This is a genomic window from Nostoc sp. C117 (assembly GCF_043099735.1).
GTDB lineage: Bacteria > Cyanobacteriota > Cyanobacteriia > Cyanobacteriales > Nostocaceae > Nostoc.
Map to the genome: position 1 here is coordinate 2,120,211 of NZ_CP170991.1, position 23,655 is coordinate 2,143,865.

At 40.4% G+C, this 23,655-nt stretch carries 16 protein-coding genes; 13 read left to right on the forward strand and 3 right to left on the reverse strand.

What is annotated here, in order from left to right:
• Window positions 1-91: 91 nt before the first annotated feature.
• The 3 genes from ACFG4S_RS09815 to ACFG4S_RS09825 all read right to left on the reverse strand — a co-directional run bounded on the left by ACFG4S_RS09815 (window position 92) and on the right by ACFG4S_RS09825 (window position 4,239).
• Window positions 92-832 carry a dienelactone hydrolase family protein gene (locus ACFG4S_RS09815; protein WP_392534608.1) on the reverse strand — a complete coding sequence of 247 codons (741 nt, stop codon included), beginning with the start codon at window positions 830-832 and terminating at the stop codon, window positions 92-94.
• A 188-nt stretch (window positions 833-1,020) separates the two neighbouring features.
• Window positions 1,021-1,986 (reverse strand): class I SAM-dependent methyltransferase, encoded by a 966-nt coding sequence (locus tag ACFG4S_RS09820; RefSeq protein WP_392534609.1) that lies wholly within the window; start codon window positions 1,984-1,986, stop codon window positions 1,021-1,023.
• 87 nt (window positions 1,987-2,073) lie between these two features.
• On the reverse strand, window positions 2,074-4,239 hold the full coding sequence (locus ACFG4S_RS09825; RefSeq protein ID WP_392534610.1) for a GumC family protein: 2,166 nt from the start codon (window positions 4,237-4,239) through the stop codon (window positions 2,074-2,076).
• Between the two features lie 1,531 nt (window positions 4,240-5,770).
• Between ACFG4S_RS09825 and ACFG4S_RS09830 the strand changes: the two genes are divergently transcribed.
• The 13 genes from ACFG4S_RS09830 to ACFG4S_RS09890 all read left to right on the forward strand — a co-directional run bounded on the left by ACFG4S_RS09830 (window position 5,771) and on the right by ACFG4S_RS09890 (window position 23,636).
• On the forward strand, window positions 5,771-7,123 hold the full coding sequence (locus tag ACFG4S_RS09830) for a glycosyltransferase family 4 protein (RefSeq protein WP_392534611.1): 1,353 nt from the start codon (window positions 5,771-5,773) through the stop codon (window positions 7,121-7,123).
• An 816-nt stretch (window positions 7,124-7,939) separates the two neighbouring features.
• The gene (locus tag ACFG4S_RS09835; RefSeq protein ID WP_392534612.1) at window positions 7,940-8,368 is read left to right on the forward strand and encodes a hypothetical protein; all 429 of its coding nucleotides are present in this window, start codon (window positions 7,940-7,942) and stop codon (window positions 8,366-8,368) included.
• A 38-nt stretch (window positions 8,369-8,406) separates the two neighbouring features.
• The gene (locus tag ACFG4S_RS09840; protein WP_392534613.1) at window positions 8,407-9,252 is read left to right on the forward strand and encodes an ABC transporter permease; all 846 of its coding nucleotides are present in this window, start codon (window positions 8,407-8,409) and stop codon (window positions 9,250-9,252) included.
• Between the two features lie 15 nt (window positions 9,253-9,267).
• A complete protein-coding gene (locus ACFG4S_RS09845) occupies window positions 9,268-10,548 on the forward strand; it encodes a polysaccharide ABC transporter ATP-binding protein (RefSeq protein WP_392534614.1) in 1,281 nt (426 codons plus the stop codon).
• A 19-nt stretch (window positions 10,549-10,567) separates the two neighbouring features.
• On the forward strand, window positions 10,568-11,089 hold the full coding sequence (locus ACFG4S_RS09850; protein ID WP_392534615.1) for an acyltransferase: 522 nt from the start codon (window positions 10,568-10,570) through the stop codon (window positions 11,087-11,089).
• Between the two features lie 226 nt (window positions 11,090-11,315).
• Window positions 11,316-12,353, forward strand: a complete 1,038-nt coding sequence (locus ACFG4S_RS09855) for a Gfo/Idh/MocA family protein (protein WP_392534616.1) — start codon at window positions 11,316-11,318, stop codon at window positions 12,351-12,353.
• Window positions 12,350-13,444: a DegT/DnrJ/EryC1/StrS family aminotransferase gene (locus ACFG4S_RS09860; RefSeq protein ID WP_392534617.1), complete on the forward strand. Its 1,095-nt coding sequence runs from the start codon at window positions 12,350-12,352 to the stop codon at window positions 13,442-13,444. The genes ACFG4S_RS09855 and ACFG4S_RS09860 overlap by 4 nt, the downstream gene beginning before the upstream one ends.
• Window positions 13,445-13,456: 12 nt before the next feature.
• Entirely contained in the window at window positions 13,457-14,152 is a 696-nt protein-coding gene (locus ACFG4S_RS09865) for an acyltransferase (protein WP_392534618.1), read from the forward strand.
• Between the two features lies 1 nt (window position 14,153).
• On the forward strand, window positions 14,154-15,128 hold the full coding sequence (locus ACFG4S_RS09870) for an NAD-dependent epimerase/dehydratase family protein (protein ID WP_392534619.1): 975 nt from the start codon (window positions 14,154-14,156) through the stop codon (window positions 15,126-15,128).
• On the forward strand, window positions 15,121-16,323 hold the full coding sequence (locus ACFG4S_RS09875) for a DegT/DnrJ/EryC1/StrS family aminotransferase (RefSeq protein ID WP_392534620.1): 1,203 nt from the start codon (window positions 15,121-15,123) through the stop codon (window positions 16,321-16,323). The genes ACFG4S_RS09870 and ACFG4S_RS09875 overlap by 8 nt, the downstream gene beginning before the upstream one ends.
• A 452-nt stretch (window positions 16,324-16,775) precedes the next feature.
• Window positions 16,776-19,802 carry a N,N-dimethylformamidase beta subunit family domain-containing protein gene (locus ACFG4S_RS09880; RefSeq protein WP_392534621.1) on the forward strand — a complete coding sequence of 1,009 codons (3,027 nt, stop codon included), beginning with the start codon at window positions 16,776-16,778 and terminating at the stop codon, window positions 19,800-19,802.
• A 23-nt stretch (window positions 19,803-19,825) separates the two neighbouring features.
• Window positions 19,826-20,842 carry a hypothetical protein gene (locus ACFG4S_RS09885; protein WP_392534622.1) on the forward strand — a complete coding sequence of 339 codons (1,017 nt, stop codon included), beginning with the start codon at window positions 19,826-19,828 and terminating at the stop codon, window positions 20,840-20,842.
• Window positions 20,843-21,278: 436 nt separating this feature from the next.
• A complete protein-coding gene (locus ACFG4S_RS09890) occupies window positions 21,279-23,636 on the forward strand; it encodes a glycosyltransferase (RefSeq protein WP_392534623.1) in 2,358 nt (785 codons plus the stop codon).
• The last annotated feature ends 19 nt before the right edge of the window (window positions 23,637-23,655 follow it).

Below are 23,655 nucleotides of genomic sequence, written 5' to 3' on the forward strand. Positions count from 1 at the left end.
TCTTGTCTCCTACTAGATACTGAATGATTTCATTTTTTAGGTTTTGAGAGTTTCACTTTTCCGTTTTGAACCAGTATTTTTATAAGATTTCTCAGTTAGCAAAGACACCTTCCAAGAAAGCTACTATTTCCATCCAAGCAGATGTAGAGGCAGCTGAATCATACCGATAACCGTCGTCACGCATGAAAGTATGTTCGGCTTCATATAAGAGAACTTTGTAAGTTACATTAAGATTTTCTAACGATTTAACTATGGTTTGTCGGTCATCTTCTCCAATATGAGGGTCAAGTGTACCGAACACCAATAGCATCTGGCCTGTGATTTCACTTACTCGGTCGATTGTATCAGCTACTCCAAGTCCTAGTTTACCAATGGGAATCCCCGTCGGGTAGCAGCAGACAGCAGCCTTAATTTCCTTCATGAAAGCGGCTCGAAAGGCCAAATGTCCACCAATACAAAAGCCGAGAGTGCCTATTTTTTCTGAAGAAACTGAACTTTCTGCTTGAAGAAATTCAATTACAGCACGACAATCAGCATCATAATCGGCGATCGCTGTGCGGCGTGCATCGTCATTACCACGCATCCGGCCTAAATCGTTCGGTTCAATGGCTAAACCAATTGGTTCAAGCCGATGAAAAATTTCTGGTGCTGCTACTACATAGCCATATCCTGCTAAGTAGTTAGCTAAACGAATCATTGCATCACCTAACTGATAGATATCACTATAGAACACAATACCTGGGTAACTTCCTGCTGCCTTGGGAGCAGCTACATAAACACGCATTAAGCTGTCATCTACTCTCAACTCGATATTGCGTTTAGTGATTTGCACTGTTTATCTCCGTTTCATACCTGCTTTTATTATTTCTCTTGTCGCGATCGTGATTATCAGGAAGGCAATAAGCAAAAACAAATTTTATTTGGAATTGCTCTGGACATTCACCTAGAGAAAACTATCAGTAGCGACTCGCTACTGATAGCTTATTTGCAGTCTATAGACGAATACTGCTATTGGTAAAACTAGTTGCGCTTCATAGCTTTGCTTCTGGCGATCGCTTGTATTAACATTTTTGGCAGCCAAAAAAGATAACAATATACTTGTTTTGCCTGACTATAAAGCGAGAATAACTTTGCTTTACTCAATAAAGTATATGGTTGAACTGCTGTGAGAATTTCTCCGAATTTATCTTCAGCCACAGTTTGAATTGAACCGCTAACAGAATAATCTTTTAAATGTGGAGGTAAGCGCCAGTCAATTTTAGCATCTGGCTGATGTATTACAGGCTCAACATTTCCTCGCCATGCAACTCCCATAATTTGCATAGTATGGTACACCATTGTGTTCCATCCTTTCTCTTTTAAGTAGTCCAAACCTTGTCCTACATCTGGAGAAGCCAAATCATGAAATAAAATTAAAGCATCTGCTTCGGCAAATTGTTCGCACATAATTGTATCATTCAGCGGAGCAGGTGCTTCGTGATTACCATCTATAAATATCAATGACCATTTACGTTGAAATTTATTTGCTATCTCTTCCACTTTTTCAGGGCTATATCCTGGTATTAAATTCACCAATTCCTTAACCCCTGCCGACTTTAGCGACTCTGTGACACTTTCATTAAATAACTCTGCAGATAGCATAGGATCTATTACATCTAGCTCTACTCCTCCTAAAGCCAAATGACAAGCTGACCAACCCATCCAACAACCTATTTCTAAAGCTTTTTTTCCTCGAAATTTTAAGGCAGTATTGTATAGAATATGAGCTTCATCTCTGCTGACAAATCCTACACCCTGCCGTCGCTTATCCACATACCAATTATGAGTAATATCCCGCCGCAAGTAAAGCCAAAAAGAATCATATTTATTTCCTAAAATGATATTAGGAAAACATGAATCGGGCTGGATAGTGGCAAATCCTGACGAAACATAATCTCCTTTCGGCAATAAGTTTCCTTCAATGACTTTTAGTATTTTTTCACTCATAAGTTACTCATCTTGTTTTTTTGTAATACAAAATAAGTTTCTCATTGATGAGCCATTCTTCCAATATCAAGTCTCAAATCCAGTATTTTAGTAACTGTTGATGTTGCCCCTCTGACCGTTACTAACCATACCTAAGGCATTCATCCGGGACATTTTTAGATAATCTAAAGTTCTGTCTATCATTGACGAGTCTGTTTTGTCAATCTTTACCACTAGCAATATGCCATCAGTATGGGGTACTAGAAGGTTAGCATCAGCTAATCCCAATAAAGGGGGAGAGTCATAAATTACCAAGTCAAAGGTATTATGGAAATCTTTCATTAGTTGCTTCATCTTTTCAGACGAAAGTAGCTTTGTGGGATCGGGCGGTATAGATCCAGCAGTGATTACAGATAACTGATTCATCGAGGGTAGCGCCCGGATCGCCTCACTCGTTGGCAGATTTGTCGAGATTAAATTACTTAATCCCTGTAAGTTATTTAAACCGCATAAGGCGTGAATCTTGGGTTGGCGTAAATCAGCATCTACAAGTAGTACTCGTTGTCCCATACTTGTAGCGACTTGAGCTAGATGGAAGGCAATAGTAGACTTACCATCACCAGGCATGGCTGAGCTAATAATTATAGAAGTAATATGGCGATCGCAACTGAGCAATTGGACATTTGTATAAAGTACTCGCAAGGCTTCTAAAAATTGTCCTGAATACTTGCTATGGTCTTTATCTGGTAAAATAGCTAACCCAGGAATGCGTTTAAAAATGTAACTTGGTATTCTTACTAGAGGAATTTTTTGCTTAGGTGTATAATTTTGAGTGCTTTCGACTTTTGCTTCAAATGGAATATTTCCTAACAACGGCAGTTTGACCTTCTGTTTCAGTACCTGAACGCTATGGTAGGTATTGTCTAGCTTTTCTAAGAGTAAGGCAACGCCAATTCCTAAAGCTATACTCGCAAGCAATCCTGGTATTAAATCACGTTTGATGCTCGAATCAGAGATTGGCAATGTCGGCTTACTTGGTGCTTCAAGTAACTGCCAACCAAGTTCTGTCTGAGATATTTGAATTTGGAGATTTTCGCGAGTCGATAAAAAACGATTCAGGCTCTCGGTCGCCACCTGTAATTTTCGCTGTAGTTCAGTGTATTGTCGTGCCAAGATTGGCCATTGTTTGCGCTGTATTTCAATTTTCCGTTCTACTTTCGCAAGCTCTTGACTTTGCACCTCCAGAGTTTGAACTTGAGTCGTTATTTGGGCAATTTTTGTATTCAGAGAGCGTTGCGCTTCGTCATTTAGCAAAGGTAACAGACTTGCCCGTTTCTCTTTCAATGTTTGGATGGTTGGGTTATTATCTTGCAGACGAGTTGACTCTGTAGCGATTTGAACGTCTAGTTGCCTTACTTGACCTAATAGCTCCTGATACAAAGTAGCATCCTTTAGCACTGCCACCTTGCCATTTTTTTCCTGAACAAAAGAGAGATTGGCACGAGCTTCTGCCAATTGACTATTAATCACTTCTCGTTGGTGAGACAACTCGCCGATTTGACTAACAACTTGTCCAGACTGAACTTCTGGATCAACAAAATCGTACTTTTGTCGGAAAGTTTGCAGTTCTTTCTGAATCTGATCGACTCGATTTTGGATAAATGGCAGTTGTCTTTCAACAAACTGAATTCCTTGGCGTAACTTAGTTTGCCGTTTTTCCCGACTGTAATCTAGATAATCCTTAGAAATTTGGTCAAGTACAACTAGAATTTCATTTGGATCGTTACTTCGATAACGAACTTCTATAATCTTGGTGTCAGCTAACCGAGCAATCGTCAGATCTTGGATCAGCGAAGCATAGTTGATATCTTGATAGGTAGCTTGCAAGTGTTTCACAATGTTTCCCATCAATTCAGGGCTTTTGAGAACCTCAATTTGACTTTCATAATCTAGACCAGACTTACCTGCGTTCGGATCTTTGACAATATCGACTACTTTGGTGTCATCATTTACAGGTTCCACTAACAGACGAAAATTACCTTCATATATTGGTAGCTTTCGGTTGAGTGCCAAGTTGACAAAAAAAACTGTTGTTAGAGCAATACTTACCCCTGCAATTACTAGCGCTCGTCGCCGTACAAGACTCAGAAATTCTGGGAAACTCCAATCATTGCCTTCCTCTTCAGATAACGGCAAAGGTTGAGGCTGAAGAAATGGCGGTATAGAGTTCCTATTTTGATCGTAACTTGATGATTCAGAAGAATGATTCTCCATTTATTTAAAAATACTTATTAATTAAGCTACAAAGAATGTGTGTAATTCAGTGATTCAACATAAGAGAGTAAGTGTACAAAAGTTTATTATTAGCCCCCTGAGTGGCAAACTTTTTAGTACAACGCGTCATCAATGGAGAATATAAATCAATATCTTGCTTGATAACTCCTGGATATTGATTCATCCTTCAGGTTAATTCTAACCCTCTATTATGATGGTGTGTACTTAGTTTCAACTGTTAATGGTTATAGGCTTTTCTATCTCTTTCGGATTCTACCTGAGTAAGCAACGATAAATAACATTCTTGTTTTAAAGTATACATTTTTTCAGTTCCACATCATACCTTAAGTAAAATTTAACCTGCAATTGCATCAAGGTGTAGTTTGCATAAAGCAGATGACAAATTTTTATACATTAAATTCTAGCCAGAGGAATTTAAATGTTAGTAAGTGCGTGTCAATTGTGATTATCAAAAGGTGGTAGCATTTTTGATATAGTAAAATTTAATACCATAAAAGATTAAAGGATTACTTGAATATAGAGAAGAATAACACTTGATTTGCTAGAGACTGTTTTCTACTCGTTTAGCCCCCTTAATTTTTAGATGCCTTTAAATCTAAGCCATTTGCTTACGATCTACGTCATTTACTTATGGGTTAAAGGCTCATACCTACCTAAAGCTGCTCTAATCTACCCTCAGGAGAAGACCCCATTAGCTCCCCTTGAAAAAGGAGACTTGAAAATACTCTGAGCAAACCTTTTTAACAGTGCTTAGGGGGATATAACAATTGAAAAACACACTCTAATAAGACTGTAAATGTTAGTAACTAGACTTAACTCTTGTATAAATTAATGTATAAACTAATGTATAAATTCTTCATATCCCAAAAAGTGACTATTTTGTGAAGTTTTAGTTTACACGTATTATCAAAAAATAAATTTTTGATAAAGTCTATCGGTAAATTTGAAACATCCTTTTCTCATGGTATTCTTTAATTAATTACATGTAAAAATCAATATTGAATCTACTAAATATATTCAGTGTAAATACATGTAATAAATGCTGCTTAATTAACTGGAAAATCAAGTAAGTGAAAAGCTCCAAGATCAAATCGTCATAAGTTCTCTATTTATTGACTAACAGCAGTTTATTTTGACAGCTAGTGTCATTTAGATATAAAGTTAACTTTCTTAGAAGCCTGTAAAAGGCGTCACTCTAGGGCGATCTATATTTCTACGATTGCCGTAGCCGTTTAGACTAATGCTTCTTTTTGTGTTCCCATGTCCAAAGAAACATACCGTATACAAATTAAATTGAGTATAAATTCTTATTAAGCGGCTTAGTTCGCAGCCCAGTTCGCAGATATATTCCTGTGAGCATAAGGAAACTCTATGTATACCAGTAAATTAATCAATTAGCCTTAAGCAAATCGAAAATATTTGTTAATTTAGGCAATTTTTTGTGTGTAATTAATGGCTTGAGCAGTTCAGGAGTATCTTCAACAAAGATTTCTAAACCAGGATACAGCCGATGAGACTTAATGAATGGATTAATCAAAAATTTTTGCAATCCATTTCCACCCGCTTAGATGTTAACAATGACTATTCTTTAAAAACTCAGCAATCGATTAAATTATCTGTAATCACCCAGTTTTTCCCACCAGACTATGCTCCTACAGGACAGTTGATTGAAGAACTAGTGAAACAGTTAGGGCAACAAGGAGTGGATATTGAGGTTTTTACGAGTCAGCCAGGATATGCGTTTGACTCTCATACTGCTGCCTTAGCAGTTGAACGTATGGGTAAAATCCGAATTCAGCGATCGCGCACAGCCCAACTATGGCCGGGGCGAATTCGTGGCAAAGCTGTCAATGGTATCTTATATACCTTGCGCGCTGGACTTCATATACTTAGAGGCTGGCAACGTAGTAATGTGTTATTAGTAACTACAGCTCCCCCATTTTTGCCAGTCATCGCATATTTAGCTTATCTGTTGTTCCGACTTCCTTATGTTTGCATCCTCTATGACCTTTATCCGGATATTGCGATCGCTCTGGGAGTAGTCTCAAAAGATAACTTGCTAGCACGGTTATGGCGCGCTATTAACAAACAGATTTGGCTAAATGCTAAGGGAATCGTGGTACTTAGTCCAGCCATGAAACAGCAAGTCCTAGCAAATTGTCCCCAAGTAGCCGATAAGATTTCAGTAATTCACAGTTGGGCGAACCCTGAGTTAATTGTGCCAATTGCCAAGCAAGAAAACTGGTTTGCCTTGAAGCATAACTTAGTAAGCAAATTTACCGTACTCTACTCTGGGAATATGGGACGTTGCCATGATATGGCAACTATCCTCAAAGCTGCCGAGCAACTACAAGATGAGCCAGTTCAGTTTGTCTGTATTGGTGGTGGAGCGAAACGAGATGAATTGATTCAACAAGTAAATCAATTAGAACTGAGAAATTTTACATTTCTGCCATACCAAGAAAAGCAGGTGCTGCCCTATTCTTTAACGGCTTGCGATCTTTCACTAGTGAGTGTAGATGCATCGACTGAGAGCTTAGTCGTTCCTAGCAAGCTTTATTCAGCTTTAGCATCTGGGCGACCTGTGGCAGTGATTTGTTCGCAGTATTCATATCTGAGACAACTTATTGCCGAAGCTGACTGTGGGGCTACCTTTGACAATGGAGACAGTAATGCTCTAGCTCAATTTATTCGCTTACTCAGTCGCGACCAGCAACTAGGGGAGCGCATGGGTAAGGCTGGTCGTCAGTATTTGCGATCGCATTTCACACCTAAAATCATCTCTCAACAATATCTTGATGTTTTGCAGCAAGCAATATTAGTTGATGGTGTAATAGGTATGTCTCAAAGCCATACAAAGTAGTTGTTTGAGAAACTTAATCACAGATTGGTCAGGGTTCCAAATACTTTTAGCCTCATACCACTTCTCGAAAATACAGCTACAAAACATTCTCCCTTGTCCTTTCATCTTGACTCTGCTACCAGTGAAATGGTACTAGCAGGGTCAGCCCATACAAAATCAAGTATTTATCAGAAGTATTTGCCATCATTTTTGAGTTTGGCAGTACTTTCTCGATATGAGAATACAGGTGCAATAGGCAAAAGAGAAAATACTCTTTTACCAGAAGATTTACCTTTTTATTTAAGCTAGATTACTGTCTTTCTTGAATAAAAACTATTACATATTCAATATAAATTTAGCTTTTGGAGGCTTATTTTTAATACCTAGTAGAACTGGAAAAAATTCTCAAAAGAAACCCAAAAAATAAATAGCTAGCATATAAGCTGATAGATGAGAGTCATTTGTGAGTCTTACTTATTTTCATGCTTAAACTCCTATAAATGATTCCCAAAATAGTTTTGTTTTTCCATCATGATGACTTTGATTAAGATAATATAAAGTATCCCTAATTATGTTATGCTCTAAGACAGATTGACAAGAGTGAAATAATCACTTTTTAAAAGAGAATTAGCTGATATATTGCCTAAAAACAAGGTAAAACTTGTTGCAATATTACAAAAAAACTGGATTTAAAACATTTGTCAATCAGCATACTTTAATTAAATACTATTTAGTTTTTAACTTTTAGGAGATGAGCTTCGATGGTCTTTTTGATCTCAGTTCCTCCAACGTAACCTTCCAGATTTCACTGTTTATTAACTCAAGTGGGAGGTCGAATTGCAGAGAAGGTGTGACCGAAATCGGAAACGTTCAAAACGACGGGCTATCTACTGTCCAGATCATGAGTCCTATCTTGAAAGTAGAAGTCAAAAATATCAATTGTTTGCCGATCGAGCAGGGCAATTACAGCAGCGGGGCATGAGTCGGCGAAGTGCATTGATGTTGGTAGCAAGCCAAACCACAGTTACCATAGAGGGAGAATGGTTGGAAGCCTTTTGGTGCGACCATTGCCAGCAAACAAAATGGTATCACATTTGCAAATCGAACGAACGCACCTATAAAGTTTCCATAGCACCCCAAGAGCTTTGGCAGCAGGTAACAGGAGTGATTAATCCTCAGGGAAACCCTTCTGTTAGCGAATTTACTCGCAGACAGGCAAAGATGCTTAACTATCAGAGCATCAAAGATTTTCAGTTTGTCAATTAATAGTTAATGCTTAAAAGCAGTGGTCTTTAATCAATATTATGAGTAGTAAAGGAATTACCTCAAAGCCAGAATTGATCATTGAAGCTGGACGTACTGAGGAGCATTATTGGAAAGACCTATGGCGCTATCGAGAGCTATTTTATTTTCTAGCCTGGCGTGACATTTTAGTACGCTATAAACAAACAGTAATTGGTATGCTCTGGGCACTCATTCGGCCATTTTTGACGATGATCGTGTTCAGCGTCATCTTCGGAAGTTTGGCAAAATTACCTTCAGAGGGGACAGCACCGTATCCAATACTGGTATTTGCTGCCTTGTTACCCTGGCAATTTTTTTCCAATGCCCTTAGCGAGTGTAGCAACAGCCTAATTAGTAATTCCAACTTGATTTCTAAAGTTTACTTTCCGCGCTTGATTGTACCTGCTAGCTCAGTAATTGTCAGCTTTGTGGACTTTCTCGTTTCTGGGATAATTCTCTTAGGACTGATGGCTTGGTATAACTTTATTCCCAATTGGCGTATATTATCCTTACCAGTATTTATTAGCATTGCTTTTGCTGCTTCATTAGGAGTAGGGCTGTGGTTGGCAGCTTTAAATGTAGAATATCGAGACTTCCGCTACATTGTGCCGTTTATTGTGCAGTTTGGCCTATATGTATCGCCTGTTGGTTTTAGTAGCAGTATTGTGCCAGAAGAATGGCGTTTGCTGTACTATTTGAACCCAATGGTGGGCGTGATTGATGGCTTTCGCTGGGCAATTTTAGGGGGAGAGTCAAAAATTTACTGGACTGGATTCACACTATCTCTAGGACTAGTTGCCCTCTTACTGGTAAGTGGCATTTGGTACTTCCGCAAAATGGAACGGACATTTGCTGACGTAATTTAGGAAGGAACTGTGCAGATGTCTGAGAACATGATTAATGTAGAAAATTTAAGCAAAAAATATATTATTTCTCACCAGGAGGAAGGAGGAAGTAGCTACAAAGCGCTGCGGGATGTAATTGCTGATGGTGCTACATCTTTGACTAAGACATTTATTAAACCTGCGGGCAAAAAAATGCCCAACCCAACGCGGGAAGAATTTTGGGCATTAAAAAATGTTTCCTTTGATATTCAAAAGGGTGAAGCTCTTGGTGTTATTGGACGCAATGGTGCCGGGAAATCCACACTTTTAAAAGTTCTGAGTCGGATTACTGAGCCGACGATGGGACGTGTTGCCATCAAAGGGCGGGTAGCAAGCTTATTAGAAGTAGGAACAGGATTTCACCCAGAACTGACGGGACGAGAAAACATTTATCTCAACGGTTCTGTTCTTGGAATGAGTCGAGTCGAAATTAAGAAGAAATTTGATGAAATAGTAGCCTTTGCTGATGTGGAAAAATTCTTAGACACTCCAGTAAAGCGCTATTCTTCCGGAATGTATGTCCGCCTTGCTTTTTCGGTTGCAGCTCATTTAGAGCCAGAGATTTTAATTGTCGATGAAGTTCTGGCTGTAGGCGATTCGGCATTTCAGAAAAAATGCTTGGGGAAAATGGGTGATGTCACAACCAAAGAGGGACGAACAGTTTTATTTGTCAGTCATAGTATGCAAGCTATTTCTCAACTCACCAAACGTTGCATACTGCTTTCTAAAGGTAGTGTTCAGTTTGATGGCGATACTGGCAAAGCAATACAGTTATATCTGGCTGGCCAGAAAGATGAGTCTGTATTCCCAGGTTATTACCAAGTTCCTGTCAACAAAACTGGCAATCATGTCGCTTGGGTAAAAGCACACACTTCTGAAGAAGAAGGAATTCACTGCTGGGGAAAACCAATTACCTTTGAGTTTGCTTTACATGTAACTGAACCCCATGAAAGTCTGCGTTTTTCCTTTCAGATAGTAAACTTTTTACAACAACCTATTTGTATCTTCTGGTTTTTCGAGTCTGATGCTCCGTTTCATCGAGAGCCAGGAACATTTATTCTGCGATGTGAGATTCCCAAATTTAGACTCTACATGGGTTCATACACCTTAACTACATGGTTCTCTAACCGTCGTAGCGAGACTCTGCTAGAAAATCTGAAGGAAATTTGCCCTTTTGAAGTAACTATGCATAATTTTGAGCGTCCTGAGTATCAATGGCAAGCTGATGAATGTTCTTATTTAGAAGATGGTATTTGGCAAACTGTAGAAAAGTATTAATTTGAAGGCAGATTAAGTAATGGCAGTAAATGATGATGTCAAGTTAGGCAAAAATGTGAAGATTTTTCATCCCGATCTCGTGAATCTTTACGGTTGCGTTATCGGTGATGACACAAAAATTGGTACATTTGTGGAGATTCAGAAAGATGTCACAATCGGAAGTAGATGTAAAATTTCATCCCACAGTTTCTTATGTGAAGGCGTTGTCTTAGAAGATGAAGTGTTTATTGGTCATGGAGTCATGTTCACTAACGATCTTTATCCTCGTGCAACCAATGAAGATGGTAGCTTAAAAACTGAAGATGACTGGTATACAGTTAAAACTCTAGTGAAGCGCTGTGCATCCATTGGTAGTAATGCTACCATCCTGCCAGGAATAACTATTGGTGAGAAAGCCATTATCGGTTCTGGAGCAACAGTAACTCGCGATGTTCCTGATTATGCAATTGTAGTTGGAGTCCCCGCTCGTGTGATTGGGGATGTACGCGATCAGATACGCTCCGCTGTAGACGATCGCCAAAATTTGCAAATATTCAGCTAGCAGTTTGTGAGATCCTTGCTTCTGCGAGACTTGAACAATTTAAGTTTTGTACACAATCTATTTATAGATATTTGAAAACTACATTAGTGAATTCTGAGGTGTTCCAAAAATAAAGGTTTTTTATCTCAAATAGTAAGTAATTGCCAATACAGCCATAAGCTATTGCCACTCAGGAGTAGCAATAGTTGATAGCGTATAAAAAATAAATTCTGATTATTTAAAAGCAATGGTAAACAACATTAATATCGGTGTAATTGGTTATGGTTATTGGGGTCCAAATCTGGTAAGAAACTTTGTAGAGATGCCAGGAGTTCAGGTTAGAACAGTCAGCGATTTTCAACCAGAACTATTAGCAAAGGTACAGGCTCGATATCCCGCTATCCAAGTTACTAAAGATTGTCGAGATATATTTACAGATCCCAAAATTGACGCTGTAGCGATCGCCACACCAGTTTCAACTCACTTTGAATTAGCTTTAGCAGCCTTGCAAGCTGGTAAACACGTGATGGTAGAGAAGCCAATGACAACTACCTCTGACCAAGCAATGCGGCTGATTGAAGAGGCAAAAAAACGCAACCTAGTGTTAATGGTCGATCACACCTTTGTGTATACGGGTGCTGTACGCAAGATGCACGACTTGATCGCTAGTAATTCATTAGGTGATATTTACTACTATGATTCTGTCCGCGTCAACCTCGGACTGTTTCAACATGATGTTAATGTCATCTGGGATTTAGCAGTCCACGACCTCTCAATCATGAGCTACTTATTACCATCCCAGCCTTATGCTGTCTCCGCTACAGGCATTAGCCACGTTCCGGGAGAACCAGAAAATATCGCCTACTTGACCTTATTCTTTGAAAAAAATCTCATTGCTCACATTAATGTGAATTGGTTAGCACCAGTGAAAGTGCGCCGTACATTAATTGGTGGTAGTCAACGGATGATTGTTTACGATGACTTAGAACCAAGTGAGAAAGTCAAGATTTACGACAAGGGTATTACAGTTAATGGCAACTCTGAAAGCGTGTATCAAATGATGATTGGTTATCGCACAGGGGATATGTGGTCACCCAAGTTGGATATGACAGAAGCATTGAAGACAGAAGGATTGCACTTCATTGATTGTATTGAAAAAGGCGATCGCCCCATTACTGATGGAGAAGCAGGACTGCGGGTAGTCAGAATTCTCGAAGCTGCAACCCAGTCTCTCAAACAGCAAGGCCGATTAATTGAACTGAATGTGGCAGAGGTAGCAGCGTGATTCCATTTGTAGACCTAAAAGCTCAGTACTTGAGTATTAAAGACGAAATTGATACTGCCGTACTTAAAGTACTTGAAAGTACCCAATTCGTCTTGGGGAATGAAGTCAAAGCTTTAGAACAAGAGTTTGCAGATTACTGCAATGCAGATTATGGTATTGCTGTCAATACAGGTACTAGCGCCCTGCATCTAGCATTACTAGCAGCTGGCATCGGTGCTGGCGACGAAGTGATTACCGTACCTTTCACCTTCGTGGCGACCACAGCAGCAATTTGTTACACCGGAGCCACACCTGTTTTCGTAGATATCGATCCTGTTTCCTACACAATCGATGTTACCCAAATTGAAAAAGCGATAACTGAGCGCACCAAAGCTATTCTACCGGTACATTTGTACGGTCAACCAGCAGACATGGAGCCAATTTTGGAGATTGCGCGCCGTCATGGTTTGGTTGTTATAGAAGATGCAGCCCAAGCTCATGGGGCTGAGTACAAGGGACAACGAGTAGGTAGTATCGGCGATATTGGTTGTTTTAGCTTTTACCCTGGTAAAAATTTAGGCGCTTACGGTGAAGGAGGTATGGCAGTCACCAAGAATCCCGAATATGCCCACACTATGGGAATGCTGCGCGACTGGGGTCAAGAACGCAGGTATCACCATGTTCTAAAAGGTTACAACTATCGCATGGATGGCATCCAGGGAGCGATTTTACGGGTGAAGTTACGCTATATCGAAGCCTGGACAGAAGCCAGAAGAACACACGCAGCCCAGTATGACCAACTTCTGACAGAATCTGGTTTAAGTATACCTACTGTGATGCCTTATAGTCGTCATGTTTACCATGTCTACGCGGTGCGATCGCCTCAGCGAGATGCCCTACAACAAAGTCTGCAAGAGCAGGAAATTCAGACAGGCATTCATTACCCAATTCCTGTACATCTGCAACCAGCTTATGCCGATTTAGGATATAAACTGGGAGACTTTCCGCACTCAGAAGCAGCATCTAATCAGGTGTTATCCCTGCCTATGTATGCAGAATTAAGCACAGAGTCACAAACTCAGGTTGCTAAAGCAGTAATTAGCTTAACATAACTGAGGAATTCAATGTCCGATCCAGGTAAGACTAAGATAGTCAGAGCTATCCACGGTTTACAAGCAGAAAAGCTAGACCCTGACTTTGAAATTCAACTAGCAGAATATTTAAACACTCAGTATGAACAAAAATCATTAATCGAATTATACGCACGCTTTGCTACAGGTGATGGCGACTTTGATGGGCTAATGCGGCGAGCTATTTGGCGAGCGGTAGCACGGAGATTTGGACATAACATTCGGATTGGCAATGGTGTAGGCTTTAAACATCTTGAAACCTTTGAAATTGGAAACCAAGTGTTTATTGGTTCACAAAGCTATATTCAGGGAAGGTTCGATGGTACTTGCATCATTGGTAATCATGTTTGGATTGGTCCACAGAGCTATTTTGATGCCCGTGATTTGATTATTGAAGATTATGTGGGATGGGGCCCAGGTGCAAAAGTACTGGGTTCAACACATACCGGATTGCCAATTGATGTTCCCATCATCCAAACAGATTTAGAAATTAAATCGGTAAAAGTCGAAACAGGAGCCGATATTGGCATGAATGCGGCGATCTTACCTGGAGTCACAATTGGCAAAGGCAGCATTGTTGGTGCTGGAGCAGTTGTGACTAAGGATGTACCACCATTTGCGATCGTCGCTGGTGTCCCTGCTAAGTTTTTACGCTGGCGGGAAGGATATGAACCATTGGAGAGTAAATAATATGCAAAATAAACGAATTTTAATTACAGGTGGTGCAGGTTTAGTTGGTTCCCACATTGCCGATTTATTGGTAAACGAAGGAGTCTCGGAAATTATTGTTTTAGATAATTTAACCCGTGGACAACTAAAAAACCTAGCTTGGGCCAAAGAACATGGTCCTTTAGTAATTGTAGAAGGCGACATCCGAGATCAAAAACTCTTGGGTGAAGTTATGCAAGGTGTGGATATAGTCTTTCATCAAGCAGCAATCCGCATTACCCAATGTGCCGAAGAACCGCGTTTGGCATTAGAAGTTTTGGCAGATGGCACTTTCAACGTTTTGGAAGCAGCAGTGAAAGCCGGGGTAAAAAAGGTAGTCGCTGCCTCATCAGCCTCCATCTACGGTATGGCAGAGAAATTCCCAACCACTGAATCTCATCACCCCTACAACAACCGCACTCTCTATGGTGCAGCAAAGGTTTTTAATGAAGGGTTATTACGCAGCTTCTATGATATGTATGGACTGGACTATGTAGCATTACGCTACTTTAACGTCTACGGCCCGCGTATGGACATTTACGGTGTATACACTGAAGTCTTAATTCGCTGGATGGAGCGTATTGCAACAGGTCAGCCACCACTGATTTTTGGTGATGGCAAACAGACAATGGACTTTGTATATATCGAAGATATTGCCAGAGCGAATATTTTAGCTGCCAAAGCCGATGTTACTGATGACGTATTTAATATTGCCAGTAATGTGGAAAGCAGCCTAAATGACCTAGCCTATAGTTTGGCTAAGGTAATGGGGTCAGATTTACAGCCAGAATATGGCCCAGAACGTAAAGTCAACCCCGTAGCACGCCGACTAGCAGATGTGAGTAAAGCCAAACAATTGCTATGTTTTGAGGCGCAGGTATCCCTAGAAGAGGGATTGCGTCGGCTAGTGAGTTGGTGGCGCGAACAGAAATTGGCAAAGGAAGCAAGCAATGTCTGAGAAAATGCAGTCTATCCCGATCGCTAAACCCTGGATGGGTGAAGCTGAGGCTGAAGCAGCTAGCCGTGCAATTATGTCTGGGTGGGTAACACAAGGGCCAGAAGTCGCTGCATTTGAGCAAGAGTTTGCCGCTTACGTAGGAGCCAACCATGCTTGTGCTGTCTCCAATTGCACTACAGCATTACATCTCGCGCTATTGGCTGTCGGTGTGCAACCTGGGGATGAAGTAATTACCGTCAGCCATTCTTATATTGCCACTGCCAACAGTATTCGCTACTGTGGTGCAATACCAGTGTTTGTGGATATTGAACCACAGACATACAACATTAATCCCATGTTAATTGAGGATGTGATTAGCGATCGCTCTCGCGCCATTCTCATCGTCCACCAAATCGGGATGCCTTGCGACCTCAAAGCCATCTTGGATATTGCCCACCGTTACAATTTACCAGTAATTGAAGATGCAGCTTGTGCGATCGGTAGTGAAGTTCTCTGGGATGGAAACTGGGAAAAAATTGGCAAACCACATGGGGATATCGCCTGCTTTTCTTTTCACCCCCGCAAAGTCATCACCACAGGTGACGGTGGAATGCTTACTACCAACAACCCCGAATATGACAAACAGTTTCGCCTGTGGCGGCAACATGGGATGAGCATCCCCGATACTGTACGCCACGGTGCAAAACAGGTAATATTTGAGTCATATCCGATGCTGGGTTACAACTACCGCATGACTGATATTCAAGCAGCAGTCGGGCGAGAACAACTTAAACGTCTTCCAGAGATTGTAGAACGCCGACGTTATTTGGCACAGCAATATCAGGAAAAGCTAGCAGATATACCGGGATTAAAGTTACCGAATGAACCAAATTGGGCCAAGAGTAACTGGCAGAGTTTTTGTGTCCGCCTTACAGAGAAATACGACCAGGTACAAGTAATGCAGCGAATGCTAGATGCTGGCATTTCCACCCGACGCGGGATTATGTGCGCTCACCGTGAACCTGCTTATCAAACTGAACCTTGGTCATGTGGAGTTCAGCCAAAAGCTTGTGAGTGTGAAGTGGGAAAATGCGATCGGCTTTCTGAAAGCGAGCAAGCACAAGATCGTACTGTCCTACTACCCCTGTTTCATCAAATGACTAAAGAAGAAGAGGATTATGTAGTGAAAGTTTTGAAAATGGCTTGTCAGGTTTAAAGAAAAATATTCCTTTCCTGGAAATTACTTCTAGCGCTGCCTCTAGTTTGTGCTGTCAAATAAACTCAATATTTGGAATCTATTATTTTATGTAAATTTACTAACATTAGTTAATTAATTAACAGTTCAGTTAAGAATCATTTTTAGTCAAAATTTCCCTCTACTAAAAATTTATCGCGTGTGCATATCCGCGAATAAATTTCACATCTCTACTGCTTAGAGATTTGCTCAAGGGTCGCAATCAGCAAGTTGCTGAAAGGCGAAAGTCTTTCTAATTACTAAACTAATACCAATTCAAAAAAAGTTTGTGACAGATCCCACCAGCCCTATCAAGCACTCTCCCTTTGGTAAGCAAAGGGTTGAGGGGGAGTTTTATCCATCGGTTGTATTCTTTTTTCAAATTGGTATTACTTCTGATAATCCGTAGTCATTAAACATTGCAGGAAATAGCTATGACTATCCTCTTTACCAATCAAGTACCAAGCCTTCCAAATATCACTGATAGCATTCCCTACGAATTAGGCATGAAATTCCGTAGTGCTCAAGGTGGACAGATTACTACTATCCGCTTTTGGAAAGCTCCTAGCGAGACAGGAACTCATACTGGCAAGATTTGGACGGCAACGGGAACGCTATTGGCAAGTGTCACTTTTTCTAACGAGACGGTTTCTGGTTGGCAGGAACAGGCTTTGGACATACCACTTAACATTCAAGCTGATACAACCTATGTAGTCTCTGTTAACGTCAACGCCTATTACGTCGCCACTAGTAATCAACTGGCCAACGCCATCATCAATAGCGATCTCAGTTCAGTGGCAGATGGTAACAATGGAGTGTTTAATGTGACTCCGGGAGTCTTCCCAACCAGTTCTTACCGGAATACTAACTATTTTCGTGACATCAACTTTGTGGCTGTGTCCCTGCCTACTATTACCAAAGTTAGTGGCGACAATCAGACTGGTCAAGCTGGAACTTCCTTACCCAACCCATTTGTTGTTCAAGTCAAAGATAACGCCGGTAATCCTCAATCCGGGGTCACAGTCAATTTTGCTGCTACTACTGGTGGGGGGGTAGTCTCGCCCGTCAGTGCAATAACTGATGCGACTGGTCAGGCTAGTACAACCTTAACACTGGCAGCTAGCCCTGGTGCAACAACTTATGTGACTAATAGTGTAAGTGCCACGGCATCCCAAGTTGGTAGCGTTACTTTCTCAGCTATTGCTAGTCCCTCAGGGAATACACAAACACTTCTAACGACTCAAGTTCCGAGCATCTCAAATGCTACTGATAGCGTTCCTTATGAATTAGGGATGAAATTCCGCAGCGCTAGATGGGGACAAATTACCGCCATTCGCTTCTGGAAAGCCCCTAGCGAGACAGGAACTCATATTGGCAAGATATGGACAGCCACAGGAACTTTGCTGGCAAACGCCACTTTTACGAATGAAACGGCTTCTGGCTGGCAGGAGCAGGTTCTAGAAACGCCAGTTCCCATTGAAGGGAATACGACTTATGTAGTCTCTGTTAACGTAAACACCTATTACGTAGCTACTTATTATGAACTGAGTAACCCCATAGTCAATGGCTATCTTAGTTCGGTAACAGATGGTAACAATGGAGTGTATAGTGCAAGTCCAAATTCTTTCCCAGACAGTTCTTTCGTGAATAGTAACTATTATCGAGACATCGGCTTTGCCGTCGGCAGCACTTTAGTTAAAGTCAGTGGAGATAATCAGATTGCAGCCACGGGTGCAGCTGTGCCCAATCCCCTGGTCGTCCAAGTCGTAAACGCTCAAAACAGTCCTCAGTCAGGAGTTACGGTAAACTTTGCCGTTACTGGTGGTGGAGGATCGGTCTCGCCCACCAGTGCAGTGACTAACGGTAGCGGTCAAGCAAGTACGATTTTGACAGTAGGGGGGGTTCCTACCGGACCTGGAGGGGTAGTAGTAACTGTGACAGCACAAGGCATCGGTAGTATAACTTTCTCGGCTTCAACAACTCCACCAAATCCCAATGCAATCTTTTTGGAAAACCTAAATCCTGGCACCACTAACTGGAAGCTTGTTAATCGGGGTAGTGGAGAGATCGCTGGTTATGCTTCCGCAACCAGTGTCAACAAAGGAGAATCTCTGGGTATTAAGGTTTCTCTAGGACAAGTCGGACAGTTTACCATCGACGTATACCGCTTGGGCTATTATGGTGGCACCGGCGGCAGGCTGATGGCAAGTAGTGGGTTGCTCAATGGTACGACTCAAGCTGCCTGTACTGTAGATCCTGATACCCACCTAGTTGAGTGTAACTGGACAACTTCCTATGTCTTGCAGGTAGGCAATAATTGGACTAGCGGTATTTATGTTGCCAAGCTAATTGACCAAGCAAGTAGCAAAGCAGCGCACGTGTGGTTTGTCGTCCGCGATGATAGCAGAACTGCTGATATTTTATTCCAAAGCGCCGTTTCTTGTGTCCTAGCCTACAGCACAACCGGTGGTTACAGCTTGTATAACTTTAACAGCGTTGGTGGTCAGAGAGCTTACAAGGTTTCCTATGACCGTCCTTTCTCCCAAGCAACTTATCAAGAATCCTACGAGGCCGATACACCTCTTCGATGGGAATATAATATGGTGCGCTGGCTGGAATCTCAAGGTTACGATGTAGCCTATACCGAGAGTATGCAGCTTCATACCAACGCACAAAGTTTGCTCAATCACAAAGTATTCCTGTCTGTGGGTCACGATGAGTACTGGTCTAAAGAAATGCGCGATGCTGTGGAAGGAGCTCGCAATGCCGGCATTAATTTGGGATTTTTCTCTGCTAATACTTGTTACTGGCGAGTCAGATTTGAAAGTTCTACTCTCGCTGCTGGGCAAGTGAATCCCAACCGGGTGATGGCGTGTTACAAACAAGATTGGTCATTGGATTCAGTCGCCCAGCAGCAGGGAGCATCAGCAGCAACTAATAAATTCCGCAGCGTCCAGAACCAGCGGCCGGAAAACGCCTTGTTAGGAATCATGTACGGTAGCGACCTCAGCGATATCTACGGTGGTTCTAATTTTGTTGTCAGCAATAGTAGCGATCCTTACTATGCGAACACGGGACTCCAGAATGGAGATCAGCTGGCTCTGTTAGTGGGCTATGAATGGGATTTTGTCGTTAACAATGGGTCTAGTCCTTCTGGTCTGGTCACCTTGTCTGAATCACCAATGCAACCTTCTGCATTATTGCCAAACTTTGACGAACCGCCGGGAGAACAAGCGCTCCCTACCAACCAGGATTTTACCAAATCTCACTCAGCCCGCTACACCGCTAGTAGCGGAGCTAAAGTCTTTGCCTCCGGCACTATTCAGTGGGCATGGGGGCTAGATAGCGATGGTGTCAGCCCAGCTCGGGAAGATATTCGTGTCAAGCAAATAACCGTCAATATTTTAGCAGATATGGGAGCTAAACCGCAAGCACCAAATGCAAACCTCATTGTCCCTTAAAGTATCACACCAGGAGTACAAGAATGACACCACTACAACGCCGCCAATTTGGCAAGCTGGTAGCAGCCAGTTTGACTTCCACTGTTGTTGCTGACATCTCTAGTAAGGTGCTTGCTCAGACGAGCGAGTCCAGCAAGGAGATTCTTTATGGAGTAAACCTCCTTAAAACATCCAACGCTCGCAACCGAGAAGATCAAACTCCTTCAGTAGAGCTAAATACTAACGATACAGCGACGCTAAAGATTCTTTCTAATACTAAGAAGCTAGATTTGAAAGTGAATCTGCCAAATGTGAAGATTCTTTCTAAGGTGAATCTACCAGTTCTCTCCGTTGACAATCCATTGTCTGTACCTAAACAATATCGGGCTTTCTTTTTACCAGAGTCTGACCGGATTACGAAAGCAATAGTGCTTGGAGATAAGACTATTGTAATTTCTACGGTCTCTTACTCCAAAAATGGCCATTTCAACCATCTTATTTCTGTTGCCGGAACTGGTACTAGCTCTAAATTCAGAGCAAAAAAAGTTTTAGACTTTAAGAAATCTAATCAAACTGTTGAAAGTTTGCTAGGTCTTCCTAAGAATAGACTTCTATGCTTGGTAGGAACTGAGGGCATTCCACCATATACCATGAGAATAATCGATTACACAACAGGTAAAATTCTTTCTGGAGACGATCTGGCTCTACCCTCACTCCCACTCAATCATCGATTCGCTAACCTATGCCAAGATCTAAAAGGAAATATTTTTGCAACTGAGATTGGCTCAGAAGGTATCCCCATTTTAATCACGATGAACTTACAGGAGAGAGCTATACTTACAGGCAAGGTCAAAATTAAAAGACTGACTCCATTGAGCTATCAAGGACGCCCTCTGATCAACGATGTTAAAGACTTGGCCTTCTCTTCTTCTGGACAATTGTACGCACTGGCTGCTGACAATAGTACAAAAAATAATGTCCTTTATACGGTTGACGTGACAACTGGTAAGATGGATGTAATAGGTAACTTGACAGCTGAAAAGTTTTTGTTCTCCTTGTAGTAATACAACGAGCCTTTGAATAATCTTCTGGTGCTAACTTTCCATCCTTGTTTTGAGAAATAGGTGAAATACAAAAGTATGAATTTTTCAGGAGAGAGAGATTCAACTGATTGAGAAACAAAAGACCAATCTGTTTGTTTTAGTGGCACAGCAATGCTGTGCCACTACCGTATGATCTATTTACCTGAAAATAGCTAGCTGCAAGTCTGAAAATACAAATATGCGATCGCTTTAAGAATTGGATTTTGTTGTTCAGAGAATTAAATTCAGAGAGCATATGCACTCGCTAATTTGAAACTTAACAACCACGGTACAATGGCACTATATAAGCACTGTTCGATCCTATGACTGAAGAGGAAATTGGACGATCGAAATTTTGAAGTCTGTTTGTAAATTTTGAGTGTATTGCTTAGCCAAGTCTAGCACAAGTAAGTAAATGAATTTTATGGAGATAATTACTAAGCCAAGACTTGTATTTTTCCAATGGAAAAATCAAGGCTTATCTAATTTAGTGGTTTTACACAGAGAACAGCACGTAAAATGCTTATCAGAATTCTTTGAAGTAACTGTAATTAATGAAAATTGCGACTACCAAGAAATTTGTGAAAAGTATCAACCGGAGGTAACATTTTTTGAAGCTGGTGTCAATTATCAACGTTGTAAAAAACTAGAAATTAAAAATACACATACTTATCCAGAAATACCTAAATTAGGCTTCCATAACGGAGACTCTTGGTGTGAAGCACGTGCAGGTTTTCTTTCGGATATGGAAAATTGGGGAATAAATACTTTCTTTACTATTTGTACTACTACTGCTGAACATACACCAGAGATTGCCGAAAACTTATTCGTGTGGCCAAATTTTATAGATCCCCAGACATATCGAGACTATGGAGAATCAAAAATTATTCCTGTATTGTTTAATGGTTACATAAATAACTTATACCCTTGGCGACAAAAAATTTATGAAACTGTTTCTCAATTTTATCCCTCACTAATTTGTCCTCATACTGGATATTCTAATCAGCATTTTGCATGGCGAATGATATATGGTGAAAAATACGCCCGAACTATCAATGCTTCTTGGTTTGTACCAACATGTGGAACATTAGAAAAGGAAATTGTTCGTAAACATTTTGAGATACCAGCTTGCAAATCGTGTCTGATTACAGAAAAAACTGCTTCTGTTGAAGCCAGCGGATTTGTTGATATGCAAAATTGTGTATTTGCTGAGGAAGGTGATGTCTTAGATAAGATTGACTATTTATTTCAAAATCCAGAAAAATTAGAGAAGATCACTAACGCAGGGTACGATCTTGTTCATTCTAAGCACACTTTAAAACAAAGAGATCAGGTTTTTCAATGGTTTAATCTTTATCAAAAACTTAAAGCAAATCAAAAAATTGTTCAGACCAGTCCTTTTGAGCCACTTACTATTGTAGAACAATCATCTGGGATTAAAAATTCACATATTATTGGCAATGGATTAATTCTAGAGTTTATCCGCCAAGGAGATGAAAAACTAAGCGCTGGTAAATACAAAGAAGCAGAAGCTTTATATCTAAAATGTGTAAATCATATATATTGGATGCCTGAGCCGAAACTGCGGTTAGCAATATGTAACCTTTACAAAGGAGACACACACACAGCACTTTCTTGGATTACTCAACCAATTAAATATACTCTTGAGGAATACCAAGCCTCAGATCCCGATCCAGTAGAGTGGGCTTATTTTATTATTTGCCTACTTTGTCATGGAAAATTAGATGAGGCTGTTAATAGTGCTGAGCAATTTCCATGTCTTTCTCATTCGATTCTAGATCGTACTCGTTGGGTAATTAATTTACTCAACAATAGAGAAGATAATACTATACCATACTTAGAAAAATCTCAGCCTCGCTATAGTATTCACCAATTACCCGATCGCAGTTTTGATGAGTGGATTAATCATCTCTGTATTATGCTTCACTCGTGTGAACAGTTTGACTTAGAGAAAATGTTAAGAACTTGGTCTAATTTACAAAAGGAATTGCAAGTAAAAGAAAAACACACTAATAATTTCGCTTATGAATATATCAAAAATGATGATAATAATAGGGAAATATTAAATAAATATTCTTTTAAAAACCCTCAGCTTAATCCAAAAGTATGGATAAAGTCAAAGACTAAATCAATATTTTTTAGAGGTTTCCGTTATTTGGAAAGCAGATTTGGCTACTTTCTTCCTTATAAATTATCAGAAATAAAAAATGATGAGTTTTTCTCAGCTATTCGAGTTATGGTAGCGAGTGATAACATTAAGTCAGCTTTATTGATTGGAGCATCTAACGGTGAACCAGCAACTGAAGCATTTTTAACAGGTATTCGAGAAAATCGAAATAGGCCAGTAGGATTATGTATTAACATGATGACCTCTCGATTTGTGCAACTCCAAAAACGTTTTCATCATGATAATTTAATTAAATGTTATCAAATTCCATCTATTTTACCGGAAATAAATAATGAACTTAAATATATCAAGAAAGAGCATAAAATTGATAGTTTTGATTTAGTGATGATTGACACCTTGGAATCTTCTGCTGTAATTAATTTAGAAGAATTATTGGGTGCAAGATATATCATAATTGATGATATCAATACTTTTGATAATTACAAAAATTGCCAAAAAATCCTTGTAGAAAAGCATTATAAACTAGTATCTTATAACCCCTCTCTGCGAAATGGATATGCAATTTTTGAAAAAGGCAATAATAATCAGCACTCATTAGTGGAGAAAATTAGCCTGCATATGTAATGAAATAATTTAACCAAGG

Coding starts and splice junctions, on each gene's coding strand:
- ACFG4S_RS09820 (WP_392534609.1), bottom strand. CDS start 1,986: ATGAGTGAAAAAATACTAAAAGTCATTGAAGGAAACTTATTGCCGAAA.
- ACFG4S_RS09825 (WP_392534610.1), bottom strand. CDS start 4,239: ATGGAGAATCATTCTTCTGAATCATCAAGTTACGATCAAAATAGGAAC.
- ACFG4S_RS09830 (WP_392534611.1), top strand. CDS start 5,771: ATGAGACTTAATGAATGGATTAATCAAAAATTTTTGCAATCCATTTCC.
- ACFG4S_RS09840 (WP_392534613.1), top strand. CDS start 8,407: ATGAGTAGTAAAGGAATTACCTCAAAGCCAGAATTGATCATTGAAGCT.
- ACFG4S_RS09845 (WP_392534614.1), top strand. CDS start 9,268: ATGTCTGAGAACATGATTAATGTAGAAAATTTAAGCAAAAAATATATT.
- ACFG4S_RS09850 (WP_392534615.1), top strand. CDS start 10,568: ATGGCAGTAAATGATGATGTCAAGTTAGGCAAAAATGTGAAGATTTTT.
- ACFG4S_RS09855 (WP_392534616.1), top strand. CDS start 11,316: ATGGTAAACAACATTAATATCGGTGTAATTGGTTATGGTTATTGGGGT.
- ACFG4S_RS09865 (WP_392534618.1), top strand. CDS start 13,457: ATGTCCGATCCAGGTAAGACTAAGATAGTCAGAGCTATCCACGGTTTA.
- ACFG4S_RS09870 (WP_392534619.1), top strand. CDS start 14,154: ATGCAAAATAAACGAATTTTAATTACAGGTGGTGCAGGTTTAGTTGGT.
- ACFG4S_RS09875 (WP_392534620.1), top strand. CDS start 15,121: ATGTCTGAGAAAATGCAGTCTATCCCGATCGCTAAACCCTGGATGGGT.
- ACFG4S_RS09880 (WP_392534621.1), top strand. CDS start 16,776: ATGACTATCCTCTTTACCAATCAAGTACCAAGCCTTCCAAATATCACT.
- ACFG4S_RS09885 (WP_392534622.1), top strand. CDS start 19,826: ATGACACCACTACAACGCCGCCAATTTGGCAAGCTGGTAGCAGCCAGT.
- ACFG4S_RS09890 (WP_392534623.1), top strand. CDS start 21,279: ATGAATTTTATGGAGATAATTACTAAGCCAAGACTTGTATTTTTCCAA.